Raw genomic sequence first — 24,107 nt, 5'->3', positions numbered from 1 at the left:
TCTGTTTTATATTTAAAATTAATGGATAATATAGGATTTAAAATTGTCATTTAAAGTTTAATAAATTATTTAATGCCTAAAGGATTAATTATTAAAATTGAACTGATTTATAAACAATTAAATCCAAGATTAATATTTATTTTCAATATTAATAAGTATAGGGTATTTTATAGTTAAAAGAATATCTATATCCGTCATCTTTCAAGTTGCCTCTTTGTTGGCTGCACTCACTCACCCCGGTCACATAGTTATCTATGCTCCCGGGGATTCGCTCCCTTGCCGCTGCGATGCATCTTGAAATCCATAGGGTATAATCTTAATTATAGAATTAAATATTCAATGGATATAAATAACTTTTCATAATTATGATACCTCTTATTTTATTGTTTTCTGTTATTCCTATGGAAAATTGTTTATTATCTTTATTTAAAGACTGAATTTAAATTATTTTTCAGGTTAAAAGATAATTATTTAACGAATTTTAATTTTATCTTGCCCGTTAATGGGCAAGAAGTATTTTGGATTAACTTAAATATAAAATTAACATGGTCAATTATATTCTCGTTACTTTAATCATTCATTTAAAACTAAAGATAGTAGAGCCTGACGAGCATAAATACCATTCTCTGCCTGTTGGAAATAATAAGCATAGGGCGTTTTATCGACATCGGCAGTGATTTCATCAATACGTGGCAATGGATGCAGAACTTTGAGGTTCTCTTTCGCTCCGATCAGATCGGAAGCACGCAGAACAAATTGTGCTTTTACGTTGGCATATTCGGATGGATCAAGGCGCTCTTTCTGTACGCGGGTCATATAAAGAATATCTAGCTCCGGTAATACTTCTTCAATATTAGCGTGTTGGCTGTAGGTCGCACCTTTTTCATTCAGCATATGAAGAATATGGTTTGGCATTGCCAATGCTTCCGGGGCGATAAAATAAAAGTGATTGCCATTAAATTTCGCCAGTGCTTGTGATAGCGAATGGACCGTGCGGCCATATTTCAGATCACCAACCATCGCGATATTCAGACTATCCAGCCGTTGCTGAGTTTCCTGAATAGTGAATAGATCCAGCAAGGTTTGAGTCGGATGTTGGTTAGCACCATCACCGGCATTGATAATCGGAGTGTCACCGGAAAATTCAGAAGCCAGACGTGGAGCACCTTCCTGTGGATGACGTATCACGATGGCGTCAACATATTGGCTGATAACGGAAATAGTATCGGCTAGCGTTTCACCTTTCTTACCCAGAGAGGTGTTACTGCTGTCTGAGAAACCGACAACTGAAGCGCCAAGGCGGTGGATTGCTGTTTCAAAAGAGAGGCGAGTACGGGTGGAGGCTTCGAAGAAACAACTGGCGATAACCTTGGGTTTCAGCAATTCAGGTTGTGGTCTGGCTTTCAGTGTAGCAGCAGTCTGCAACACCAATTCCAGATCTTCGCGGCTCAGATCATTTATTGAGATGATATGTTTGCGATATAACGGATTAGCCATTTTTCACTCTCCTCTAATGCTGACATCCGGGGTGGCGATCATGAATTGATTACCGGGCAAAAAAAAGCCCCTCATTGAGGGGCGTTAAATGATTGGTTTAGCAACGGGAAAACAATGACGGCTAGCTGCCTTCTTTCAGGCAGTTGTGCTTGATGACAAAAATAAGCGCTGTCTTTCATGATTTCTCCCGGCAAATTGTGGCGCATTATACTCGCGAAAAATCTTACAGCAAACATTTGACCGAAGAAAAATAATATTGGCAGGAGCATATCTTTAAAGACATAATCCTGCCGATATTCCAACTAATTAAATTTTAAGATCATTTGCTAATGTTGCGACCATTACCGCTTTAATGGTATGCAGGCGATTTTCTCCTTGATCAAACACAATGCTGTGCTCTGATTCAAAAACTTCATTGGTAACTTCCAGTCCTCCATACATATTAAATTCAGCAGCGAGTTGTTTGCCTAATGCCGTTTCTTCATCATGAAATGCTGGCAGGCAGTGCAGGAATTTGACTTGTGGATTGCCTGTCATACTCACCACATCCATATTGACTTGATAAGGTTTCAAGAGGTGAACTCGTTGTTGCCAAACATCTTTTGGCTCGCCCATAGAAACCCAGACATCGGTATAAAGAAAATCGGTATTTTTAACCCCTTCGGTGATATTTTCCGTCAGAGTAATTTTACCTCCTGTTTTTTCAGCCAGTTTCTGGCATTCAGTCACCAGTGCGGCATTGGGCCAGTATTTTTCAGGGGCAATCAACCGAACATCCATACCCGTTAGTGCCGCGGCTTCTAGCATGGTATTACCCATATTGTTACGGGCATCCCCCAAGTAGGCGAATTTGATTTCTGACAATGGTTTTTCTGGTTGATGTTCCTGAATAGTTAGTAGATCTGCCAGTAGCTGAGTAGGGTGAAATTCATCTGTTAGCCCATTCCATACCGGAACACCTGCATATTTTGCCAGCGATTCAACGATTGTTTGGGCATAGCCGCGATATTGAATACCGTCATACATACGGCCAAGTATACGAGCGGTATCTTTGATCGATTCTTTATGTCCAATCTGGTTGCCACTGGGACCGAGATAGGTGATATTTGCTCCTTGATCGTAAGCTGCCACTTCAAATGAACAGCGGGTACGGGTGGAATCTTTTTCAAAAATCAGCACGATGTTTTTGCCTGTTAACAGGGCTTTTTCTGTACCAGATTTTTTAGTCGATTTTAATTCAGCAGCTAGCTTTAGCAAGGCATGAATTTCTGCTGAGGAAAAATCAAGTAACCTTAGAAAATGACGCTGATGGAACGGATTCATTGTTTGGTGTCTCCGTATTTATTGTTTGCATTTAAATTCAATCTATATCTATAAAAATGCAATTTCAACTCCGTATTAGATTTCTTTGATGTAAACAGTGGTTAGCCCGCCTATGGTGTGGGAGAATGAGTATTGGGACGGCCAACTGCTTGAGGATATTAGGTATGGCAAATCAGAGAGACTTAGAAGAACAACGCGAAGAAACGCGGCTTATTATTGAAGAATTACTGGAAGATGGTAGTGATCCAGATGCACTTTATGCCATTGAGCATCACTTTTCTGCTGAGGATTTTAGTCTGTTGGAAAAGGCTGCGGTTGAAGCCTTTAAACTGGGTTATGAAGTGACTGATGCGGAAGAATTGGAAGTCGAAGATGGGACTATTCTGATGTGTTGTGATGTTATCAGTGAGTGTGGATTGAATGCAGAACTGATTGATGCCCAGGTTGAACAGTTGGTGAATCTAGCTGAAAAAATTGGCATTAATTATGACGGTTGGGGCACTTACTTCGAAGATCCTGATGAGCAAGATGAAGATGATTTGCCGGAGCAGGGTGAGAGTAGACTTCATTAGTATGATCAGTATGTTAAGAATCTTGTGTTAATTCTGGTCGTGATTGATACATATGATTCAAAACAAAATAGTCCTTATCTGCTTCGGCGAATAAGGACTATTGCATTTAATAGACTATTTTATCAAACCGTGTTCTCTAACTTTTGCGAGAATGGTTCCCCGCCTAATTTGGTTTGCCTCGGTGACCTCCCTTTTTAATTCTTGTCCTAGCTCATTAGAAACCAGATCCTTATGTTTTTCTGCGAGCTCGCTTAATTCTTCTGCGGTGTGAACAATGCCGGTAACTTTCCATGCCAATGACAGACCTTTGAGTGCCACTTTGGCTACCGGGTGTGGCACGACCGCGGCGGCGGTATCCAGTGTGGCTCCGACTGTCGCACCTAGCGATGCCCCGGTAATTAGCGTATCTGTTGCGACCTCTTTTAAATCATCAGTTGCTTTTTGCAGCTCTTCCAATTTTTCTGGGCTGACGGTAGCACTAGCCGCGCCTGCCTTAAATACCTTTTTTATACCGTCCAAGGTGAGACTAAAATTATTAATTGCGTCGGTGCCGGCGGCTTTTGTTAGCGTGGTTTTGTTTAGTTCACCGACATTGCCAGCCGCAGCAAATTCTCCGGCAGCCGCGACTAAGCTTGCCCCTTCTTTTATTGCTTGAGCGCCAGGGACTTGACCCTGTGCGAGATGTTCTGCGGCTTCTTTACGCCCCGTTATGTTATGGGCCATCTGCTTCATCGGGTCATAGTTTGCTTTTAAAGCACTCGCTTTTTGGGTGATTTTGCTGACTTGTTGATCACCGTAGGATTCAGAGACAGGAGATGGCATCTGAGGCTTTTCAACTTGTTGATTTTTATATTTGTAAAGCTCGTATGCCATACCGCCAATGCCTAATGCACCTGTTGCTACGGTTTTAAACATACGCCCATCTTCATCTATGCCGGTCATTGGATTATTTCTTACCATACGGTACAAATTCAGACCATCTACGGTTCCAGCCGGGTCAGCGCTTAACCATCTACCGGCCCACGGTTGATAATAGCGGTAGCCGTAATAGTACAGTCCCGTTGCATCACGTTCTTTACCTGAATAACGAATGGTTTTGTAACCAGCTTCAATCTGATTTCTTGCTGCCCATACTGCGGTGCCACCATAGGGGTAATACTCTTCCCAACTGATCATTTCTCCGTGCATATCCAGTTCTAATTCGCTGCTGTGTGTAAGATTATCGTAGCTATATCTGACTTGATCGTTATTTATGCCGGTGGGTTGGCCTTTTTCCCAGTGTAGTACGCGTACTTGTGCTTTTCCTGCTTGCCTGACAGTAATAACTTGTAAGTCTTCGGTGATATTGGTGCCGCTTTGTGTGGTGTGTAATTCCAACCCTGGCAGATAAGTGACTCGTTGCTGCTGCGTGGTATTGGATGTTTGCTGTTCGTTTATTTTCAGTAGCCGCATGCCGTCACTGTCATAGTGGTACCACTCACGCGCGGTATTACCACTTTGGTTCACTTGTTGTAGTTCTCCCCGTGGTGTCCAGTTTAAGGATTGCCCTGAGAACAGACTGGTTTGATGACCACCTGCATCAAAGAATGTATCAACGAGATTGGGGTCGTTGGTGAGGGTACTGAGGACACCGCGGTTATTACGGTTTGAAATGGTGATATTTGTGGTGTAGTTATTGTTACTTGCCGGAGCACTGTGCTGGATTTGTGTCAGGTTGCCGCTATCGTCGTAGGTATAAGTACGAATATAGTTAGTATAAGTATTGTCATCGGTAGGAAGAGGGGTAATTAAAGGAGGGAGCTGGCTTCCTTGCTGACCAATGTTAGCCATTTCGCGGCCGGTTGCTTGGATGAGTTGGTACAGAGAATCATAGGAATATGCATTTTCCGGTACTATTTTCTGATTACGCCAGAATCGGGTTGCTTCTGCATCATTACGAATATTGATCACATTGCCAACGGGATCATATTCATAACGTAAATCTTGTAGTGGTTTTGTACTATCTCTAGTTCGGCGGGTTGTAATGTTAATTAATCGTTGGGTCTCTGGTTCATAGGTATATTCCGTAATAACGCCATTACCGTGCTCTTCTCGTAATTTTTGTCCGGCTGCTGACCAGGTAATAGACTGTACAATAACTTTTTCGGCTTGGCCTTTTAGTGTTAACCAGCTACCTTTCAGTTGGCCCGCGACATCATAGGCCAGCCGTTGCATATTTCCCTTGGCGTCGATTTGAGTTAGCAGAGCACCAATGGCATCAGTTTTATGTTGAGTCGTGAATATGTTGCCATTCAGTTTTGTACGCCAGCTATTTTCATCATCACCGCGCCAATCAGCTTCCTGATCGTCGGCTATTAATTGACGAGACTGTGATAAAACCGATCCTGTTAAGGACAAACTTTCCAGTTGTACCAGCCCCGCAGGATCATAATGGCGTATACATTGCCCGGCGAGATTCTGGTTTTTCTCTGCATCTGTATTGTTTGCCCAAATAAGGCGCTCCGTGGTTTTCTCGTTCTTTTGTATTAACTCGGTGACAGCCAGCAAGCGGCCGGGCAAGGTATTACCTTCATAGTGATGGGTCTGACGAGCGCCGATTGCATTGATAGTCAGTACTGGGCGTCCTTCGATATCGTTCAAGGTAATCGTTCGGCCAGCATCGATACTTTCTTCACGCAGTGTATTCCCAGCGAGACTAAAGATACGAGTGAAGTTTGAACCACTCTGGTTTTTATATCTACGTGGGTCTGTGCTTTTTACTTGAAGTCCGTGAGTATTAAATTGATAGCGAGTGATCAATTCGTTGCTATTGGTTTCATCAGCTTGAGTCCGCAGATATTCCAGCGTATGTATATTTAACCCTCGATTATCTCGTACGCTGACAGATGGGGTATTTCGGTTAATTGCAGAATTGTAACGAATCATATTGCAGTCCCTTATGTTGTTTTAATCTGTTAGTCGGCTTAATAGTAACGACCTGAGACTTTACTACGGAATGAATAAAATTTTTAACAGAATAGCGTGATAATTTTTGAGATTGACAGTATGAGAATTAATATCCCAATAGATAGGGATAGAATACGAAAGGGGAAATAAATATTTTAATTATTCGATTGTGATTAAGAAAAAATTAATTAATAACTGACTTGAATATATATTTAAAGTAATCGTTAACGAGAAAATATTAATTTAATAATGATTGAAATTTTTTGAATGTAAAAAGAGAGATAATTAATTGATAAATAGATAACCACCTCTTGTAAGAAGAGGTGATTATTTTCTTATTTAGAAACATCGGTGCCGAAATATTGAGTGGAAATGCGTAAATAGGTGCCATCGGCTTTGATATCGGCTAGTGCCTTATCGATAGCGGCTTGTAATTCTGGCTCGCCTTTACGAATTAGCACCCCGACTAGATCACCATTGGGTTCGGACGCGACAACTTTTACCGGTGCATTGGGTTTGTGTTTCCTAAAATCGAGATAGGACAGATTATCGTTGATAGTGGCATCGGCTCTGCCTGTAGCAACCAAATCGATGGCCTGATTAAATCCTTCGGTGGGGACGATTTCCGCACCGAAATGTTTTGCTAACTGGGCATAATTGCTGGTTAAGCTATGGCTTGAGGTTTTACCTTTCAGGTCGCTGAACGTTTTTATACTGTCATTATTTTTCCGGGTGATAAGTACGGCTTTAGATATGATATATGGGCCGGAAAAGTCATATTTCTTTTTGCGTTCTGGTGTGATAGCGACTTGATTGAGTACCGCGTCATAGCGTTTGGCATCAAGCCCGGCAATAAGCCCATCCCACTTGCCTTCGGTAAACTCGGCTTTAACATTCAGACGTCGTGCGATTTCGCGGCCAATATCAATATCAAATCCAGTTAAAGCTCCTGAGACATCGTGATAGGTAAATGGCGGGTAAGTTCCTTCGGTAGCGATTTTGAATACGCCTGCTGATTTAATGTTATCAAGGCCAGATTCTGCATGCGCAGAATATGCAATGCCGAATTGAATGACACCCGCTAATAATGCGGTAAGCAACATTTTCATTTTCTTTCTCCAAACTGTTAAAAGATTTATTTGATTGTTATCAACTGATTCTCAGATCAATTACGGCAAAGTTATTTTAACGGTGGGCTATATTTCCCAATCCGGTAAGGTATTGGTTAAGGTTGAAACAAATTCCACAGTACGTTGTTTAAGGGCACCGGTGAAAATCGTTTTCGACGTTCCCGATTCGACGATTTCCCCGGATTCTAAAAATATGACGTTGTGGGCAAGATTAGCTGCCAAACGCAGATCATGGGTAGCCATTAACATCGTGGTTCCTTCTTTAGCCAACTGCTTTAATACGGCAACAACTTCTTGCGATAACTCTGGATCAAGTGCGGAAGTTGGTTCGTCGCATAATAATACTTTGGGTGAGGGTGCCAGTGCTCTGGCAATTGCTACGCGCTGTTGCTGACCACCGGAGAGTGTGGCTGGAAAGACATCGGCCTTGTGTGACATGTCAACCTTTTCCAGTAGTTCAAGCGCTCGCTGTTTAGCCTGTTCACGTGACCATTTCTGAACCCAGATTAACCCTTCCATGATGTTTTCAATGACGGTGAGGTGAGGGAAAAGCTGAAAGTTTTGAAACACCATGCCGGTTTGTTGGCGGATCCGTTGTATATCCTTGTGAGCAATCCGCCCTTTGCCGGTGAAGGTTATGTTTTCATTGTCGATTTGGAGCTTCCCGGCTTGGGGAATTTCTAATAAGTTGATGCAGCGTAATAGCGTGCTTTTGCCACTTCCGGATGGGCCAATTAGTGCGGTCAGGCTGCCTTCCTCAATGGTAAGTTCGATTTTTTTCAGGACCTTTTGCCCGTCAAAACTTTTTTCAATGCCGGAGAGTTGAATCATCTTTTAATTCCTGTATGTCACTCTTTTGCGAAAACTTCTTTTCCAGACGGGTTTGTAGTGATGACAATACTGAACTGATTATCAGATAAAGTATTGCCGCCTCAGTATAAAGAATGAGAGGTTGATAAGTCACCGCTGCAATACGTTGTGCAGCAAGGAAAAGCTCCGGTACGGTAATGACTGAAGCCAGTGAAGTATCTTTCACCAGTGAAATAAATGTGTTTGAGAGTGGTGGAATGGCGATTCTTGCGGCTTGAGGTAGAATGATCCGACGCAATGATTGTGTCCAGCTCATGCCGATAGAATAAGCTGCTTCCCACTGCCCTTTTGGTACAGACAATAAAGTGGCGCGAATTATCTCAGAGGTATAGGCACCAATATTTAATGTGAAACCAATCACTGCCGAGGTAAATGCACCTAACGTAATGCCGACGCTAGGTAAGGCATAAAAAATAAGAAACAGTTGTACCAGCAACGGTGTGCCACGGATCAGCCAGACGTAGAATTTGGCGACAGCAATAAGTGGTTTTGGCCCGTAAAGCCGGATGAGCGCAACAATAAAACCCAGTATGATACCGAGAGTAAAAGTAATAAGAGTTAGTGGAATAGTAAAAGCAAAGCCCGCATAAAGCATAGGCCAAAAAGAATCGAGTACTAGATTGAACCAAGAGGGTTCCATATATTTTCCCTATTGTGTGTAATATAACTATACCCGTTATCTTTCAAGTTGCCTCTTTGTTGGCTGCACTCGCTCACCCCGGTCACATAGTTTTCTATGCTCCCGGGGATTCGCTCCCTTGCCGTCGCGATGCATCTTGAAATCCATAGGGTATATATATTTATAGTGATTTTTTTAAATATCATATGGCAAGCTGTCAACTTACATATATAAGATATAGTTATATCATATGGTTATTTTAGATATATAAAAAATTTATATAAATTAATATATATAATATTTAACTAAAATATTTTCTGATTACTCAATTCAACACGGTTGATGATAAAGTTCCCTGGTCAGAGTTTGTATTCAACTTTTAGGGAACTGTCTATCTGAATAAGATAATCTTTCACTTATTCGGGAAGATTATCGCCAAAATAGTGAGTCCAGATACGTTGGTAAGTGCCATCGGTTTTGATGTCAGTTATTGCTTGATCAATAGCAACTTTTAGTTCTGGCTCGCCCTTGCGGAGCAACACTGCTGTTTGACCCGCATTGGGGGTTGCTGCAACAATTTTTACTGGTGCGTTTGGCTTATGTTTCTTATAGTCCAGATAAGATAGGCTATCATTAATAGTGGCATCGGCTCTGCCGGTACTAACCAGCTCGATTTCTTGACTAAATCCATTAGTGCCGATAATTTCTGCACCATTATCTCTGGCTATTTGGGCAAAATTATTGGTTAGAGTATGTGCTGAGGTTTTGCCTTTTAAATCGCTGAATTTTCTAATGTTATTATTATTTTTATTAATGATAAGTACCGCTTGCGATGTGATATAGGGGATGGAGAAGTCATATTTTTTCTTGCGCTCAGGTGTAATTGCAATTTGATTAATTACTGCATCAGAACGTCCGGCATCCAGCCCGGCAATAAGTCCGTCCCATTTTCCTTCAATAAATGTTGGTTTGACATGCAATCGGTGTGCAATTTCACGGCCAATGTCGACATCGAAGCCAGTTAAAGTACCCGAGGCGTCGCGATAAGTAAATGGTGGATAAGCTCCTTCCGTTGCTATTCTGAGTGTGCCGGTGGATTTAATCTTATCAAGGGTTGGTTCTGCATTAGCTGAATATACGAGACCGAATTGGATAGTATTTGCCAATAATAGGGTAATAAGTGTTTTCATTTTGTTTCTCCGGGTAGTAATAAATTAGTGAATTAATTTATTACTACCTTAATAATTTCCGCTGAAATAAATTATTCATAACAATAAATAATTGGATATTTAATTGGGCTAGAATTGCATTATTAGTTTCCTTTTTACTTGTAATAATATATTTATATGATTTTACTCTCTGTATAATATGCTAAATATAATGGTTTATATATAAAATAAAATTATATCATATTGTCATTTAAGATATGTAAATTTAAAAATGAATAAAATAAATATTCACTTATGTTAAGGAGATAGGTATTGTTATTTTCAATATTTTTGATTATGTTTATATAGAATGAGTTGAATTTATATTTTATTATTAATTTTATCGTTTACTATTTAAATTAAAAAGCCACTGCAATTCATTGTCAGTGGCTTGGTGAGAATTTACTTTTTGAAAATATTACAGCGCGGCAATGGTTTCTTTCTGAGCCAGCAGCTTTTCTTTGGATGTATTGCAGTTTGCCAGACGTTCACGCTCTTTGGTTACAACAGCTTCGGGTGCACGGCTAACGAAGCCTTCATTTGATAGCTTACCTTCAATGGCACCAATCTCTTTATCCAGCTTCTCAATCTCTTTATTTAAGCGGCTTAGTTCAGCTTCTTTATCGACTAAGCCAGCCATTGGGATTAATACTTCTGCGCCATTAATCAATTTAGTGACAGAAATCGGTGCTTCTTCGTCCGTAGACAGAAGAGTCACAGAAGATAAGCGGCCCATTGCCTGAATAAAATTCAGGTTTTCTGCTACACGGCGTTGGGCACCAGCATCAGCATTACGCAGCAGAACTTCCAGTGGCTTACCCGGTGCGATATTCATTTCAGCACGGATATTACGTACTGCAATAATCGCTTCCTTAATCCATTCCAGATCGGTCAGTGCCAGTTCATCAGTTTTTTCTTGAGCAAATTCTGGGAACGGTTGCAGCATAATGGTATCTGCCTCAATTCCCTTCACTATTTTCACTCTCTGCCAGATGGTTTCGGTGATAAATGGAATAATCGGGTGAGCCAGGCGCAATAATCCTTCCAGAACTTCAATTAGCGTATGACGGGCACCACGAACTTCCGCCTCTGAACCTTTGTTAATCGCCGGTTTAGAGAGCTCCAGATACCAGTCACAGAACTGGTTCCAAGTGAACTCATAAAGAATATTGGCCGCCATATCAAAACGATATGTGTCCAGGGCTTCACGGTAGGCTTTTACTGTCTGGTTAAATTCAGCCAGAATCCAACGATCAGCCAACGATAGCGCCATTTCGCCACCATGTTGGCCGCAATCCTGACCTTCTGTATTCATCAGAACAAAGCGGCTGGCGTTCCATAATTTGTTGCAGAAATTACGGTAACCTTGCAGGCGTTTCATATCCCAGTTGATATCACGACCTGTTGAGGCCAGCGCGGCTAACGTAAAGCGCAGGGCATCGGTACCATGCGTTTCAATACCTGCCGGGAATTGCTTCTCGGTACGTTTGCGGATTTTTTCAGCCAACTGGGGCTGCATCATATTGCCGGTGCGTTTTTCCAGCAGTTCTTCCAGAGAAATACCGTCAACCATGTCCAGCGGGTCAATAACATTCCCTTTGGATTTGGACATCTTCTGACCTTCTTCATCCCGGATAAGACCGGTCATGTAGACAGTCTTAAATGGAACCTGAGGTTTGCCATTTTCATCTTTGATGAAATGCATGGTCATCATGATCATACGGGCAATCCAGAAAAAGATGATATCAAAGCCACTCACTAACACATCGGTTGGGTGGAAAGTTTTCAGCGCGTCAGTTTGTTCAGGCCAACCAAGGGTAGAGAAAGTCCATAAACCGGAAGAGAACCAGGTATCCAGTACATCTTCATCTTGGTTTAAAGAGATATCTGTGCCCAGATTATTTTCACGACGGACTTCTTCTTCACTGCGACCAACATAGACATTACCGTTGGTGTCATACCATGCCGGAATACGGTGGCCCCACCATAATTGGCGAGAGATACACCAATCCTGAATATCGCGCATCCAGGAGTAATACATATTTTCATACTGCTTAGGTACAAACTGGATATCGCCATTTTCAACGGCTTCGATAGCCACTTTCGCCAGAGGCGCGGTACGGACATACCATTGATCAGTCAGCATAGGTTCAATAACTACACCGCCGCGATCGCCATAGGGAACGGTTAGATCATGAGCTTTAATTTCAACCAGCAGGCCCAGTCTTTCGAACTCCGCCACGATAGTTTTACGGGCAGCGAAACGCTCTATGCCTTGATATTCAGCCGGAATATCAGAGCTGTAACTGTCAGAAATCTCACCATGAGTATCGAAAACTTCTGCTTTATGACGGATGTTGCCATCAAAAGTCATGATATTGATCATCGGTAGGGCATGTCGCTTACCGACTTCATAGTCATTAAAGTCATGGGCTGGTGTGATTTTTACGCAACCAGTACCTTTTTCCATATCCGCATGTTCATCACCGATAATAGGAATGCGGCGGTTAATTAATGGCAGAATAATTTCTTTGCCGATTAAATCCTTATAGCGCGGATCTTCCGGGTTAACTGCTACGCCGGTATCGCCTAGCATAGTTTCAGGCCGGGTAGTTGCAACGATCAGGTAATCTTTCCCTTCTGCGGTTGTGACACCATCGGCCAATGGATAACGTAGATGCCACATAGAACCTTTAACTTCACGGTTCTCAACTTCCAGATCGGAAATTGCAGTGTGCAATTTCGGGTCCCAGTTAACCAAACGTTTACCGCGATAAATGAGATTTTCTTGATACAAACGGACAAAGGCTTCTTTTACGGCATTGGATAGACCTTCATCCATAGTGAAACGCTCGCGCTCCCAATCAACAGAGTTACCCAGACGACGCATCTGATTGGTAATCGTGCCGCCGGATTCTGCTTTCCACTGCCAGATCTTATCGATAAACGCCTCACGGCCATAATCGTGACGGGTTTTGCCTTCTTCTGCTGCGATCTTGCGCTCAACCACCATTTGAGTAGCAATACCTGCGTGGTCAGTACCGGACTGCCACAAAGTATTTTTACCCTGCATTCGCTGATAACGGATCATGGTATCCATAATGGTTTGCTGAAATGCATGGCCCATATGCAGGCTACCGGTCACGTTTGGTGGTGGGATAACAATACAAAAACTCTCACGGCTAGTATCGCCGTTAGGCTTGAAGTAACCACTTTTCTCCCAATGGTTATAAAGAGGTTGTTCAATTTCTTTAGGATTGTACGTTTTATCGAGAGATGGCTCGGCTTGCGTTTGAGTTGCGGGTGTTTTTTCCATTTTATCTTGATACTTAGTATGTTGGCGGCGTTGCCATGGTCAAATTAAAGCCGACGCTGCGATAGGATTTATATCGTTCACGCGCCAACTGTTTCAAATTTTCATCTATAGGAACGAAGTCTATCACTTCATGGAAAGCGGTGGCAAAGTCTGCAAATTGCGGCAACAGATTTATTAGGATATCACGGGGAGCATTTCCCCGTTTTTGTGGCCAACATAACTCAACCGGTGCGCCATACCTTGGCCCTTCACCCGCAAGATTATGTGGAACGAACTGATGAGGTTCCCGTTGCCATAAGGCTTCATCTAACTTTTCTGCCTGCTGCTGGTTTTCACAGGCGATTAGCACCCGTTTCCCTGCTCGCCATTGGTCAGCCGCAAACTGGCATGCCAGCCATTCGTGAGCTTGCAAATCTGCTTGAGGTGATGGCTGTTCCAGTAAATAAAACGTGGCACTTTTCATAATGTCTCTGTTACGGAGAAAGGGCATTGTCAAATGCCCTTTTAAACTAAGAGAGGAATCAGATCAATCGTCGTTATTGATACCGGCACTTCCTGCCCGATTTAACAGGAATTGTGACAGTAGCGCAACCGGGCGGCCTGTTGCGCCTTTTGTTTTACCTGAACGCCAGGCCGTACCCGCGATATCCAGATGCGCCCAGTGATACTTTGTTGCGAAACGGGACAGGAAGCAGGCTGCGGTAATTGCACCACCGCCACTGCCGCCGGTATTCGCCAGATCGGCAAAGTTAGAATCGATTTGCTCGAAAAACTCATCAGTCATTGGCAGACGCCATGCGCGATCACCGGATTGTTCCGAAGCATTGAGTAACTCATGGGCCAGTGGATTATGGTTGGATAACAACCCACTGTAATGATTACCAAGAGCTGTTATACACGCACCGGTCAGTGTGGCGATATCAATGACCAATTCTGGATCAAAACGTTCAACGTAAGTTAACGCATCGCACAGAACCAGACGACCTTCGGCATCGGTATTGAGTACTTCGACAGTCTGACCAGATAGGGTGGTTAAAATATCCCCGGGACGGTAAGCGCGCCCTCCTGGCATATTCTCACAGCCTGCCATGACACCGATGACATTGAGCGGTAATTGTAGCTCAGAAACCACACGCATCACGCCATAAACCGTTGCAGCCCCACACATATCGTATTTCATCTCATCCATGCCACCCGCAGATTTGATTGAAATACCGCCGGAGTCAAAAGTCAGCCCCTTGCCAACCAAGATGATAGGTTTGGCATGTTTATCTGAACTGCCTTTATATTCCATGACTGACATCAGAGATTCATTCTGAGAACCTTGACCAACAGCCAGGTAGGCATTCATGCCTAGCTCTTTCATCTGCTCTTCACCAATCACTTTTGTTGTAATATGGCTATTGGCAGAATCTGCGAGCTGGCGTGCCTGAGAAGCCAGATAAGCGGCATTACAGATATTGGGTGGCATATTACTAAGATCTTTGGCCGCTTTGATACCGGCAGCAATAGCAAGGCCATGTTGGATTGCACGTTCACCGCTGGTTAGCTCCCGACGGGTCGGAACATTGAAAACCATTTTACGCAGTGGGCGGCGCAACTCATTTTTATTACTTTTTAGCTGGTTGAAAGCATAGAGAGATTCTTTTGCTGTTTCTACCGCTTGGCGCACTTTCCAATAATTATTGCGGCCTTTAACATGCAATTCTGTTAAGAAGCAAACAGCTTCCATTGAACCTGTTTCATTGAGGGTATTGATAGTTTTCTGAATAATCTGTTTATACTGGCGTTCATCCAATTCGCGCTCTTTACCACAGCCGATAAGCAGGATACGTTCAGATAGCACATTGGGAACATGATGCAGCAACAGTGATTGACCAACTTTGCCTTCTAGTTCACCGCGGCGCAGTAATGCACTGATGTAACCGTCACTTATTTTATCAAGTTGTTCAGCGATAGAGGAAAGGCGACGAGGTTCGAAAACGCCGACAATGATACATGCACTACGTTGTTTTTCCGGGCTACCGCTTTTTACACTAAACTCCATGCGTTCTCCTGAATCTTAAAGACAAAGACGGATGCTATCGCTAAAATATAGCGTTCCGCATTAATCTACCCCATAGAAAATTAACTATTTATGTTAAGCTAAACGCACTATTTGTTATTATTTAGCTAACTTATAAGTATGTTCTGACTGGGAACCTGAATATGGAATGCTTCGATATCATTTTAGCAGTGAGGAAGCCAAACTGATGCACATAATAAATGGTATATATACAATGAAGTTAGCGATTTTCCTGCAAAAAGACAAGTTTTCACAGGCGTAATAAGCGTGATCATCATTAGATATCTGGTACGGGAAACCCTGAAAAGCCAAGTTGCGATACTCTTTATCCTTTTACTGATCTTTTTCTGTCAGAGATTAGTCGAAATTTTGGGTGCCGCAGTGGAAGGAAACGTCCCGGCAAATTTAGTTTTATCCTTGTTAGGATTAGGTGTGCCTGAAATGGCGCAGTTGATTTTGCCCCTGAGTCTGTTTCTTGGGGTATTGATGACTTTCAGTAAACTCTATACTGAAAGTGAAATTACTGTTATGCATGCGTGTGGTTTGGGCAAGCGTGTGCTGGTGGTTTCGGCGCTTATTCTGGCGTTGTTAACTTCCGCGCTAGCGGCAGTGAATGTCATTTGGGTCATGCCGTGGTCCTCGAAATATCAAGAACAGGTGGTGGCTGATGCTAAAGCTAACCCAAGCTTGGCAGCGATCATGGAAGGGAGGTTTAAACCTTCCGAGGATGGTAATCTGGTGCTCTATATTGGCAACGTGCACGGCAATAAGTTTGAAAACGTATTCCTTGCTCAACTTCGCCCCGTTGATAACCAGCGTCCTTCCGTGGTGATCTCTAATGGCGGTCATATGGTGGAGCGACCTGACGGCAAACAGGTGGTCGTCCTTAATCATGGTACGCGTTATGAAGGCACTGCAATGCTGCGTGATTTTAGGATCACTGAGTTCCGTGATTATCAAGCGATTATTGGGCATCAGACTTCAATCGTAGATAATAATAAAGTTGAACAGAAATCTATTATCCAGTTATGGCAGGATAATGATAAGGACTCCCGTGCTGAGTTCCATTGGCGTTTGACTTTGGTGCTCTCGGTACTGATTATGGCTATGATGGTTGTACCGTTAAGTGTGGTGAACCCACGTCAAGGGCGGGTATTAAGCATGTTGCCCGCAATGTTGCTTTATCTGATTTTCTTCTTATTGCAAAGCTCCCTGCGTTCTAACGGTAGTAAAGGCAAATTGGACCCGATGATTTGGATGTGGCTGACTAATGGGACTTATCTGATGTTGGCGCTGGTTCTCAATATTTGGGATACGTTGCCGGTGCGTAGGATCCGGGCTCGTTTCAACGGCAGAGGAGTAGCCTGATGTTTGGTGTATTGGATCGTTATATCGGGCGGACTATTCTACAGACTATTCTGATGACGCTGTTTATGCTGGTATCACTCTCCGGTATTATTAAGTTTGTCGAGCAGTTAAGAAAAGTGGGGCAGGGGGAATATACTACTATTTCTGCTGGTCTTTATGTTTTGTTAAGTGTGCCGAAAGATATTCAGATATTCTTCCCGATGGCAGCTTTGCTTGGTGCCTTACTGGGGCTTGGTACGCTGGCAACCCGTAGTGAATTGGTGGTTATGCAAGCTTCTGGATTTACCCGTATGCAGATTGCTGGCTCAGTGATGAAAACGGCTATTCCGTTGGTGATCCTGACTATGGTTATCGGAGAGTGGGTCGCGCCACAAGGTGAACAGATGGCGCGTAATTACCGGGCTCAGAAGATGCTTGGTGGTTCTCTGGTTTCAACAAATAAAGGTATGTGGACGATAGATGGGGACGATTTTATCTACATCCAGCGGATTGTGAGTGATACCGAGATTAAAGGCGTCAATATCTATCATTTTAATGATGATAAAAAACTACTCTCTGTAAAATATGCAGCCAGTGCGGTTTATGATAAGGATAACGACCTATGGAAGCTTTCTCAGGTGGAAGAATCTGATCTGACAGACAGCAAAAAAATCACCGGATCACAACGTATTTCTGCTGACTGGAAAATTCTCCTGACGCCAGAACAGTTGAATGTAGTCGCACTTGAGCCTGAAGCGCTTTCCATCAGTGGCTTATATCAGTACATCAAATACCTTAAGCAGAGTGAACAGGAATCAGGCCGTTATCAACTGAATATGTGGAAAAAAATATTTGCGCCGCTTTCAGTTGCAGTGATGATGTTGATGGCACTCTCTTTTATCTTCGGACCACTGCGCAGTGTGCCGATGGGAGTGAGGATAGTAACAGGGATTAGCTTTGGCTTCCTATTTTATGTACTTAATGAGATCTTTGGTCCACTGAGCTTGGTGTACAGCGTGCCAGCGGTTTTGGCGGCACTATTACCAAGCCTATTGTTCCTTACTGTGAGTATTTATTTACTCCTTAAGAGAAGACAGTAGCTTTTAGAAATAGTGGTACTAGTATGGAGCCAGATATTAGAGGGTCCATAGGGATAGGGTTTTTGGCTAAGAAACCCTATCCTGGATATCTCGATTTTACGACGTAAAAGATTCAAGCTTGATGGTGATTTTTCGACAATGCAGTTACTAGTTGATTAACCCCCGTTGTTACGCTACTGAACAGGCTGTGTTGTTTACGAGTGATCACCACAAACACCCCGATATTTTGTTCGGGGATCATTGCCATATACGTATTGAACCCTCCACCACCGCCGGTTTTCTGATAAATACCCGGTACATCGCCGCGGGCGTTCATGTAAACCCAACCAAGGCCAACGCCATCTGCCTGACCGGCAACATCCATCCCTTTAATTGAAGCCAGAGCGGAACGCTTAAAATAAATACCTTGTTCGCGACTCGCGGTTTGTTTACGTAACTGACTGTCTGATGATAAAAATTGCTGCATCCAGTGCTGCATATCTTTTGGCGTTGAATAGATTCCACCACTGCCTGCCGCAGCAACAGTGTTAAGACACGGACTTGGCTTATAACTTTCCATCAAACGAGCACACTGAGAACGGTTTGGTGTCAGTGTCGTGTCTTTCATGCAATAAGGGCCGGTGATCTTATCGTATAACAAACGGGTATATGGCTTACCCGTAGCCTTAGAGAGCGCATCTGCCAATAAATCGTAAGCCAGATTGGAATAAGATGCTGTAGTGCCTGGTGCGGAGTCTAATTGAGCTGTTTTTAACCAGGTCCAGCGATTGGCTTGTGTAGGCCAAACAAAAACAGGACGCCCCCATCTACCTCCCGGCTGCTCACGAGGTAAGCCACTGGTATGGCTTGCCAAGTGGAATAACCGGATGGGTTGAAGAGGGCTGTATTGGGGCACTTTCACGCCATAATAACTATAGTCTTGCAACGGATCGGTGGAACGCAGAACCTCATCCTCTTCGAGCTTGATCATAATCTCACTGGTCATCAACTTAGTTAGCGAGGCAATACGGATGATTGAATCGGGCTTTGGACGGATGCCGTTTCCCGGACGGGTTTCACCGAAACTGCGGTAAACCGTCTGATTATTATCAATCACCACCATCGCCATGCCTTGTGCATTACTGCTGTTGAAAATATCCTGTGCATACTGATCAACCAACTGTGAAGCTAGCTTTTTAGTTCTCGCATTTCCTTCGAACACTTCCCATTTCAATGGTTGTTTCTTCGGTTGCAGAAACTTTGCCGAATATATTTTGTTTGAAGAAGAGCAGGCTGCGAGAGCCAACATCATGGCAGAAATGGAGAAGATCTTAAAAAACTGTTTATTCATTTTGAATTGACCAATCAGGCATATTTCCAGTGAATTCACAAACAGGATAAAGATAGCAAAAGCGGCTATTTATTCTTTTTAAACAGCATCATCAACGCGCCAATGACAATGCCCAAAAAGATCCCAGCACCAATCCAGCTAATAATCGTCATAACCATTTACCTCATAGCGAATTATCATGCTGAGATTATATAAGGTGATTATAGGTTGTCTATCAGCGTCAGGTGGTTTGACTAACTATGACTGTAAAAATTGTTGTGGGGAGAGTTGTTTTTTCTCTGGTATTGCAGAGGAGGAGCTATTTCAGGTAGAAAAGATATTGCTAGGTGTACTTATTTAGGGTTTTGATGTTCAGTAATTGAACGCACATTTGTGTTGAAAGATGGGTTTGATCTTTTTTTCAACACTTAAACCAAAGTGAGAAGGATAACAGTTGCTAACAGATCGCTGACAGGTATAATAGCCCTCGTTTTCCGCATACTACTTCAGTGCCGAAGTGGCGAAATCGGTAGACGCAGTTGATTCAAAATCAACCGCCTTCGGGTGTGCCGGTTCGAGTCCGGCCTTCGGCACCATTGTGGAAAAATCAGTCACCTTCGGGTGGCTTTTTTTATGTCCATAATCTTCCATTTATGTCCATATTTCATTGTTAAATAAGTAATTTTTACTTATCTACCCATTCTCTGATTTATCTGTTTTATCCACGTTGGTCTTTTTTCGTCCATTGACATCCAGATGATTTGGGGGTCAAGATGAGGGTCAATTCACTTCGATTAGGAGTTGACCCCCAATTATGGCCCTGACAGACGTTGTAGCCCGCACCGCTAAGCCTCGCGAGCAAGCTTACAAACTCGCAGATGCACATGGCCTGTACCTGATGATAAGCCCTGGCGGCTCTAAGCGCTGGTATCTCAAGTATCGTTTCGAAGGTAAGGAAAGCCGGATTGCTTTTGGCGCTTATCCGCTGATCTCACTGGCGAAAGCCAGAGAAAAGCGCGATGAGGTACGGTTGTTGCTAGCCGATGGTATCAACCCGGCGGAAAAACGGGGGGAGGGAAAAAAAGAGGCTCAGGACGCGCTGATAACCTTTGAGAAAGTGGCAAGAGACTGGCATCGAAATATCAGCCAAAACCGCTGGTCAGAAACCCATGCCGGACGGGTATGGCGCGATATGGAACGCAATATTTTGCCAGCGATAGGTCATCGCCACATAGCGGATCTGAAGACTAAAGACTTGCTTGAGCCGCTGAAAGCCGTGGAGCAAAACGGCCATCTCGATTTAGCGTCACGACTACGCCAGCGAGTGACCGATATTATGCGCTATGCGGTGCAGAATGATTTGATAGAGCGTAATCCTGCTCAGGATCTCTCCGGGGCGATAGCGCCGCCGAAGGCAACCCATCGCCCGGCGTTGAAACTGGATAAGCTACCGGATTTTCTGGCAAGGATTGAAAACTATAAAGGGCGGACATTAACCACCCTGGCCTTAAAGTTCACACTGTGCGTCTTTATCCGTTCCAGTGAACTACGCTTTGCCCGCTGGACCGAGATCGATTTTAAACGTGCTATGTGGACTATACCGGCTGAACGTGAAGCGATACCGGGTGTAAAACACTCTCAGCGTGGGGCAAAAATGCGCACTGAGCATTTAGTACCGTTATCCCGCCAGGCTTTGGCGTTGCTGAAAGAAATTCAGGCTATCAGCGGCGGTCACGAACTGATATTCCCGGGCGATCGTCGCCCGACTAAACCGATGAGTGAAAACACCGTCAATAATGCATTGCGGGTCATGGGATATGACACCACTACTGAACTATGCGGGCATGGTTTCCGCACGATGGCCTGTAGCGCACTGGTTGAGTCAGGGCAGTGGTCACGAGATGCGGTCGAGCGGCAGATGAGTCACCAGGAACGCGATAGCGTGCGGGCGGCTTATATTCATAAGGCTGAGCATATTGAAGAACGAAGGCTAATGCTGCAATGGTGGGCGGATTATCTGGATGCGAATCGGGAAGGGTATGTGGTGCCGTATGAGTTTATGGGGGCATGATTTTTATGTGCTCATAATTCAACCTGCAATTATTTTATGGATAAAATACCATGCTATTCAAGAAGATAAAGACGTATTTTCTTTATATAATTCTATCAATGTTTTTAATTACTAATACTTTTCTTGTTAGGCACGAATTCATTTTTAAGAAAACATTTATTGTATTGTTTCTTTTTTTGACGATAGTTATTTGTTTCTATCAAAAGGATGCATTCAAAAAAATAATATATTATTTTATTTACTTTAATAATGACAAGATCGTCAAAAAGATTTCAGGAGGACTATCATTACTAGCCTGGTTGTTCTTTGTATCATCTTTGTTCTTACTAAATATTGGCTTGGTGTGGCTTGCGAGATGGTTTATTCTTGTATTTATTATATTTGTTGTTATCAGCGGAGTATTTACCTTCTATGACCTGGAGCGTGAAAATAATATTATCTTTAGCAAGCTGAAAATTGTATTTGTCAGTAGCGTATCCTTATTATATTTCATTACAAGTACATATGCAGCTAGTTATTTTATGCAAATGAGTAATATGGATATAAGTGATTCCCCGTTGCTTGAGTTTGGGTGGAAACTTGCTTTTTTTGCTATTTATTTCTTTATGCTCTTACAACCAGTTTCATACGGTATTTTTCTATTAGTATCAAATAAATTAAAAGGGCATCAGTTGATGACTTTTTTTGGCATCATAATGTTAACATCATTACTGCTGTTTGCTTTACCTCGCTGGGCGGAGAATTTTATAGTAGTTGTGCTTGATTGGGCTACTAGCAGTGAATGGCATACTTCCGCAACGTGCGGTTCCTTGAATATTAGTGATTCAACAGATCACTATTTTGGATTTAATACAAATAAATACACAGTCTATTTTTCTAATCGTGATGGAAAATGGGGATTTGAGGAAATCAACTGTATTAAAGATGATAAAAACCAAGATTCATTAAAACGTGTTCCTGTAACTGAATCAAGTATGCCTAAATGGTTTAAAGAATAAAGAGTCTTACAGATAGTTAAGGAATATTATCCATCCATTATCTGCGCATCTACCTCTATACTGCTCCAGCCCCATTTCTCGGGGGGCTGGAGCTAATACGTCTTATAGGGTTGATTTTTCCTGCGAGTCTGAATATCCAAGAATCATTTCCGCCAGATCGTCTTCCACGGCATAAAAATAGCAAGCTGGAACGTGTAGCACCGATGCCAACCGACAGGCCAGCTCAAAGTCTGGCGTGTGTATCCCGCGCTCATATTGATTCATACGGGCACTGGCCGTCGCTTCATCTATCCCGGCAAGAATCCCTAACCGTTCCTGCGACAGGCCAGCCTTTAAACGTGCGGCTTTTAAGCGATGAGGTAGCATGAGAATCCTGATTACTTGTGTGGCTTGTCGCGATTCTCATCTGTGTGTCTTGAAAATATACTAAGTAATCCTTAGTATTTGGTGTGTGGTTACTTGGGATCTTAATGGAGAAAGGTATGACATCACATCATGACTGGCATCAGGCAGATATCATCGCCGCCTTACGTAAGAAAGGTACAACACTGGCCGCGCTATCGCGTTCTGCGGGACTTAGTTCTTCAACACTCGCCAATGTGCTTTCTCGTCCGTGGCCAAAAGGGGAATGGATTGTGGCCACGGCGCTGGACGTTCATCCTGCGAAGATCTGGCCCAGCCGTTATTTTGATAGTTCTGGTACGCTACTGGACAGAAAAATGCGCATAAGGAAAAAATTGAATGAAGAAGGTAAACAGTCTGCTATTTGATCAATCGCCAGTCGTTGTTTATTTCTCAGATGAATGCCTACACGTTCAGGTTAAAGGGAAAGCACTGCTAAATATTCCACTCCAAAACTTCCCTCGCCTCGAACGCGCTACGGTAGAACAGAGAAAGCGCTTCACCCTTAATGCAGGCGGGGGAATCCATTGGGAGGAAATTGATGAGGATATCAATATTGAGGCGCTTTATGCGGGGGCAATCAGGGATATGACTAATCGTAAATGATGATATGCGGTATGGGTTCAAATATCGGTTAGATCCCGGACTGACGAGTATTCGCATATTCCAGTATTATCTCCGCCAGATCGTCCTCCACCACATAAAAATAGCAGGCAGGAATCCCCATGACCGACGCTAACCGGCAGGCCAGTGCAAAATCAGGTGTATGTATACCGCGCTCATACTGATTCATACGGGTGCTGGCTGTCGCCTCATCTATCCCTGCAAGAATCCCTAGCCGTTCCTGTGACAAACCAGCCTTCAAGCGTGCAGCTTTTAAACGATGAGGTAGCATGAGGGTCCCAGATGACTAACTTGTCCTGGCTCGATTCTCATCTGTGCTTGATGAAAATATACTAAGTAATACTTAGTTTCTGGGTCGGTTTGAGATCAAAAAGGAAGAAAAGCTGTTGTGGCAAAAAAGTTACTTTCCAGGAGGATGGAACGGTAAAGCCTGTGCAGTTCTTCCACTTTTTAGACTTGACTGTTCGGTGCTCACTTCGTTGCGCTCCGCCTCAGTCAGGTCTAAAAAGCGTTACTGGTTGGCGGTAAGATAACCAGAGGTAAGGCGGATTTAATGCTTTGTAGTTGATATCTTTCGTGAAGTTGACGCGAGAACAAGGTCTGTAATGGTCACACAATCCCCCATTTTATTCCCACTTAATGATAAATTTTTATTCCCCCACCAGATTTTTGGTCTTTCTGAAAAAAACAATAATTATTATAGGGTTAAG

20 protein-coding genes and 1 tRNA gene are annotated in these 24,107 nt (G+C 43.1%); 8 read left to right on the top strand and 13 right to left on the bottom strand.

What is annotated here, in order from left to right; genetic code table 11:
* Positions 1-573: 573 nt before the first annotated feature.
* Both pyrB and argF read right to left on the bottom strand, forming a co-directional pair.
* On the bottom strand, positions 574-1,497 hold the full coding sequence (gene pyrB / locus PluTT01m_RS23015) for an aspartate carbamoyltransferase (protein WP_011148573.1): 924 nt from the start codon (positions 1,495-1,497) through the stop codon (positions 574-576).
* 306 nt (positions 1,498-1,803) lie between these two features.
* Positions 1,804-2,820 carry an ornithine carbamoyltransferase gene (argF, locus tag PluTT01m_RS23005; protein ID WP_011148571.1) on the bottom strand — a complete coding sequence of 339 codons (1,017 nt, stop codon included), beginning with the start codon at positions 2,818-2,820 and terminating at the stop codon, positions 1,804-1,806.
* A gap of 164 nt (positions 2,821-2,984) precedes the next feature.
* Between argF and rraB the strand changes: the two genes are divergently transcribed.
* Positions 2,985-3,392, top strand: a complete 408-nt coding sequence (rraB, locus tag PluTT01m_RS23000) for a ribonuclease E inhibitor RraB (protein ID WP_011148570.1) — start codon at positions 2,985-2,987, stop codon at positions 3,390-3,392.
* A gap of 114 nt (positions 3,393-3,506) precedes the next feature.
* Here the strand turns inward: rraB and PluTT01m_RS22995 are convergent, their stop codons facing one another.
* The 8 genes from PluTT01m_RS22995 to pepA form a co-directional block, all read right to left on the bottom strand.
* Positions 3,507-6,317: an RHS repeat domain-containing protein gene (locus PluTT01m_RS22995; RefSeq protein ID WP_011148569.1), complete on the bottom strand. Its 2,811-nt coding sequence runs from the start codon at positions 6,315-6,317 to the stop codon at positions 3,507-3,509.
* A gap of 356 nt (positions 6,318-6,673) precedes the next feature.
* The gene (locus PluTT01m_RS22990; RefSeq protein ID WP_011148568.1) at positions 6,674-7,447 is read right to left on the bottom strand and encodes an amino acid ABC transporter substrate-binding protein; all 774 of its coding nucleotides are present in this window, start codon (positions 7,445-7,447) and stop codon (positions 6,674-6,676) included.
* An 87-nt stretch (positions 7,448-7,534) separates the two neighbouring features.
* Positions 7,535-8,299 (bottom strand): amino acid ABC transporter ATP-binding protein, encoded by a 765-nt coding sequence (locus tag PluTT01m_RS22985; protein WP_011148567.1) that lies wholly within the window; start codon positions 8,297-8,299, stop codon positions 7,535-7,537.
* Positions 8,277-8,978 carry an amino acid ABC transporter permease gene (locus tag PluTT01m_RS22980; protein ID WP_011148566.1) on the bottom strand — a complete coding sequence of 234 codons (702 nt, stop codon included), beginning with the start codon at positions 8,976-8,978 and terminating at the stop codon, positions 8,277-8,279. Before PluTT01m_RS22980 ends, PluTT01m_RS22985 begins: the two co-directional genes overlap by 23 nt.
* A 395-nt stretch (positions 8,979-9,373) precedes the next feature.
* Positions 9,374-10,147 (bottom strand): amino acid ABC transporter substrate-binding protein, encoded by a 774-nt coding sequence (locus PluTT01m_RS22970; protein ID WP_011148565.1) that lies wholly within the window; start codon positions 10,145-10,147, stop codon positions 9,374-9,376.
* 436 nt (positions 10,148-10,583) lie between these two features.
* Positions 10,584-13,481, bottom strand: a complete 2,898-nt coding sequence (locus PluTT01m_RS22965) for a valine--tRNA ligase (protein WP_011148564.1) — start codon at positions 13,479-13,481, stop codon at positions 10,584-10,586.
* Positions 13,482-13,494: 13 nt separating this feature from the next.
* Positions 13,495-13,944 carry a DNA polymerase III subunit chi gene (locus tag PluTT01m_RS22960; RefSeq protein WP_011148563.1) on the bottom strand — a complete coding sequence of 150 codons (450 nt, stop codon included), beginning with the start codon at positions 13,942-13,944 and terminating at the stop codon, positions 13,495-13,497.
* 63 nt (positions 13,945-14,007) lie between these two features.
* On the bottom strand, positions 14,008-15,528 hold the full coding sequence (gene pepA / locus PluTT01m_RS22955; RefSeq protein ID WP_011148562.1) for a leucyl aminopeptidase: 1,521 nt from the start codon (positions 15,526-15,528) through the stop codon (positions 14,008-14,010).
* A 285-nt stretch (positions 15,529-15,813) separates the two neighbouring features.
* On the opposite strand from pepA, the gene lptF reads away from it, so the two are divergent.
* Positions 15,814-16,914, top strand: a complete 1,101-nt coding sequence (gene lptF / locus PluTT01m_RS22950) for an LPS export ABC transporter permease LptF (protein ID WP_011148561.1) — start codon at positions 15,814-15,816, stop codon at positions 16,912-16,914.
* Entirely contained in the window at positions 16,914-17,993 is a 1,080-nt protein-coding gene (lptG, locus tag PluTT01m_RS22945) for an LPS export ABC transporter permease LptG (RefSeq protein WP_011148560.1), read from the top strand. Before lptF ends, lptG begins: the two co-directional genes overlap by 1 nt.
* A gap of 112 nt (positions 17,994-18,105) precedes the next feature.
* Here the strand turns inward: lptG and ampH are convergent, their stop codons facing one another.
* Positions 18,106-19,323: a D-alanyl-D-alanine-carboxypeptidase/endopeptidase AmpH gene (gene ampH / locus PluTT01m_RS22940; protein ID WP_011148559.1), complete on the bottom strand. Its 1,218-nt coding sequence runs from the start codon at positions 19,321-19,323 to the stop codon at positions 18,106-18,108.
* Positions 19,324-19,813: 490 nt separating this feature from the next.
* On the opposite strand from ampH, the gene PluTT01m_RS22935 reads away from it, so the two are divergent.
* From PluTT01m_RS22935 to PluTT01m_RS22925, 3 genes are all read left to right on the top strand, one after another.
* Positions 19,814-19,898, top strand: a tRNA-Leu gene (locus tag PluTT01m_RS22935).
* 218 nt (positions 19,899-20,116) lie between these two features.
* Positions 20,117-21,373 (top strand): tyrosine-type recombinase/integrase, encoded by a 1,257-nt coding sequence (locus PluTT01m_RS22930; RefSeq protein WP_011148558.1) that lies wholly within the window; start codon positions 20,117-20,119, stop codon positions 21,371-21,373.
* A 176-nt stretch (positions 21,374-21,549) separates the two neighbouring features.
* The gene (locus PluTT01m_RS22925; RefSeq protein ID WP_125026262.1) at positions 21,550-22,371 is read left to right on the top strand and encodes a hypothetical protein; all 822 of its coding nucleotides are present in this window, start codon (positions 21,550-21,552) and stop codon (positions 22,369-22,371) included.
* A 102-nt stretch (positions 22,372-22,473) separates the two neighbouring features.
* Here the strand turns inward: PluTT01m_RS22925 and PluTT01m_RS22920 are convergent, their stop codons facing one another.
* A complete protein-coding gene (locus tag PluTT01m_RS22920; protein ID WP_011148556.1) occupies positions 22,474-22,737 on the bottom strand; it encodes a helix-turn-helix transcriptional regulator in 264 nt (87 codons plus the stop codon).
* 116 nt (positions 22,738-22,853) lie between these two features.
* Here PluTT01m_RS22920 and PluTT01m_RS22915 point away from each other — a divergent pair, with 116 nt between their 5' ends.
* The gene (locus tag PluTT01m_RS22915) at positions 22,854-23,141 is read left to right on the top strand and encodes a helix-turn-helix domain-containing protein (RefSeq protein WP_011148555.1); all 288 of its coding nucleotides are present in this window, start codon (positions 22,854-22,856) and stop codon (positions 23,139-23,141) included.
* A complete protein-coding gene (locus PluTT01m_RS22910; protein WP_011148554.1) occupies positions 23,113-23,379 on the top strand; it encodes a DUF2442 domain-containing protein in 267 nt (88 codons plus the stop codon). Before PluTT01m_RS22915 ends, PluTT01m_RS22910 begins: the two co-directional genes overlap by 29 nt.
* 28 nt (positions 23,380-23,407) lie before the next feature.
* Here PluTT01m_RS22910 and PluTT01m_RS22905 read toward each other — a convergent pair whose 3' ends face one another.
* Positions 23,408-23,668 (bottom strand): helix-turn-helix transcriptional regulator, encoded by a 261-nt coding sequence (locus tag PluTT01m_RS22905; RefSeq protein ID WP_011148553.1) that lies wholly within the window; start codon positions 23,666-23,668, stop codon positions 23,408-23,410.
* Between the last annotated feature and the right edge of the window lie 439 nt (positions 23,669-24,107).

The organism is Photorhabdus laumondii subsp. laumondii, from assembly GCF_003343245.1.
GTDB lineage: Bacteria > Pseudomonadota > Gammaproteobacteria > Enterobacterales > Enterobacteriaceae > Photorhabdus > Photorhabdus laumondii.
Note: the sequence above shows the minus strand (reverse complement) of the source record. Positions and strands in the feature narration are given on the sequence as shown.